Below are 1,267 nucleotides of genomic sequence, written 5' to 3' on the forward strand. Positions count from 1 at the left end.
CATGACACGTCTCCTAACCCAAGGAAAACCAGTGTCGTAAGTTTAGACGGGAGAATGGCTTATGTTAGGTGGTAATCAGGTTATATTTTTACCCTCATGGCAATTTGGTATTGCGCAGAGAGGGGTTTTCGGGTGAGCGTAAAATACACACAGGAAGTAATGATAATTTATTAGAAGCTATTTTAAACCAATGGGAGGCCGGGAATATATCTCCTGCTTTTATATGTGAAGGTACAGAAGAGAATAAGCGCGAGGCTATTTCTAGCTGCAATTATTTTGAGCGTGTTTTCTTTGAAGTATTACCATCATTGGAAAAAACTCTCGTTGTGTATGGCTGGGGTTTTGGTGACCAGGATCAACACATCATCGATCAAATAGGAAAATCAACCGTAAAAAAAATAGCTGTTGCAATATACGGTGATGACGATGTTCTGTGTGGAAAAATTGAACAAAAGTTAAAAGCACTTAATTTAGACAAGCTGGTTTTCTTTGATTCAACAAGTGATGGTTGCTGGAATAACCCGGTTGTAGAAACGGTTGAACATGAGGACGTAGCATGATCACGGAAGACCAACTAGAACAACTCTGTTTAGAGTGGTTCCGCACGGCTGGCTGGGAAGTCCTCCACGGCCCCGATATTGCTCCTGATGGCTCAAACCCCATGCTCAGCAATTATCAGGACGTATTGCTCAAGCCAGACCTGGAAAAAGCCTTTACCCAATTAAACCCACATCTCCCTTCTGGCTGCTTTGAGCAGGTTTGGGCCACGCTGACCAAGCCCGAAAGCCTTGATCTAATCACCAATAATCGGCACTTCCACAAGCTGCTGCTGGACGGTGTGCCGGTGGATTACAAAGGCGACGATGAGCAGTGGGTCAACGACCATGCCTTTCTGGTGGATTTTGAGTCGGACGCCAATAACCGGTTTGTGGCGGTGAACCAGTTCACTCTGACAGGCACCAAGAACCCTCGCCGCCCGGATATTGTCTGTTTTATTAATGGCATCCCCTTTGCGGTGCTGGAGCTAAAAAGCCCCGGTGATGAGAATGTGGATATCTGGGATGCCTTTAACCAGCTGCAAACCTATAAGGATGAAATCAGCGACCTGTTTATTTTTAATGAGGCGCTGGTGATCAGTGATGGTTATACCGCCCGGGTGGGTTCCCTGACCGCTGACCAGGAACGCAGGGAAAACGCATGAAACCCCTTGCTATGACTGAGCTCAAGGCAGATTGTGATCTGCTGAAAACAGGTTAACCCTCTCATC

The 1,267-nt window shown here is 46.3% G+C and carries 2 protein-coding genes; both read left to right on the forward strand.

All coding sequences use genetic code 11. The annotated features are described in order from the left end of the window. The first annotated feature begins 68 nt into the window (after window positions 1-68). Window positions 69-560: a DUF4917 family protein gene (locus ABD892_RS10635; RefSeq protein ID WP_345195601.1), complete on the forward strand. Its 492-nt coding sequence runs from the start codon at window positions 69-71 to the stop codon at window positions 558-560. Then, window positions 557-1,201 carry a type I restriction endonuclease gene (locus tag ABD892_RS10640; RefSeq protein ID WP_345195602.1) on the forward strand — a complete coding sequence of 215 codons (645 nt, stop codon included), beginning with the start codon at window positions 557-559 and terminating at the stop codon, window positions 1,199-1,201. Before ABD892_RS10635 ends, ABD892_RS10640 begins: the two co-directional genes overlap by 4 nt. Window positions 1,202-1,267: the final 66 nt, after the last annotated feature.

The organism is Kistimonas scapharcae, from assembly GCF_039540975.1.
GTDB lineage: Bacteria > Pseudomonadota > Gammaproteobacteria > Pseudomonadales > Endozoicomonadaceae > Kistimonas > Kistimonas scapharcae.

Excerpts from the sequence above, each read along its gene's own strand:
- ABD892_RS10640 (WP_345195602.1), top strand. The coding sequence starts at position 557 with ATGATCACGGAAGACCAACTAGAACAACTCTGTTTAGAGTGGTTCCGC.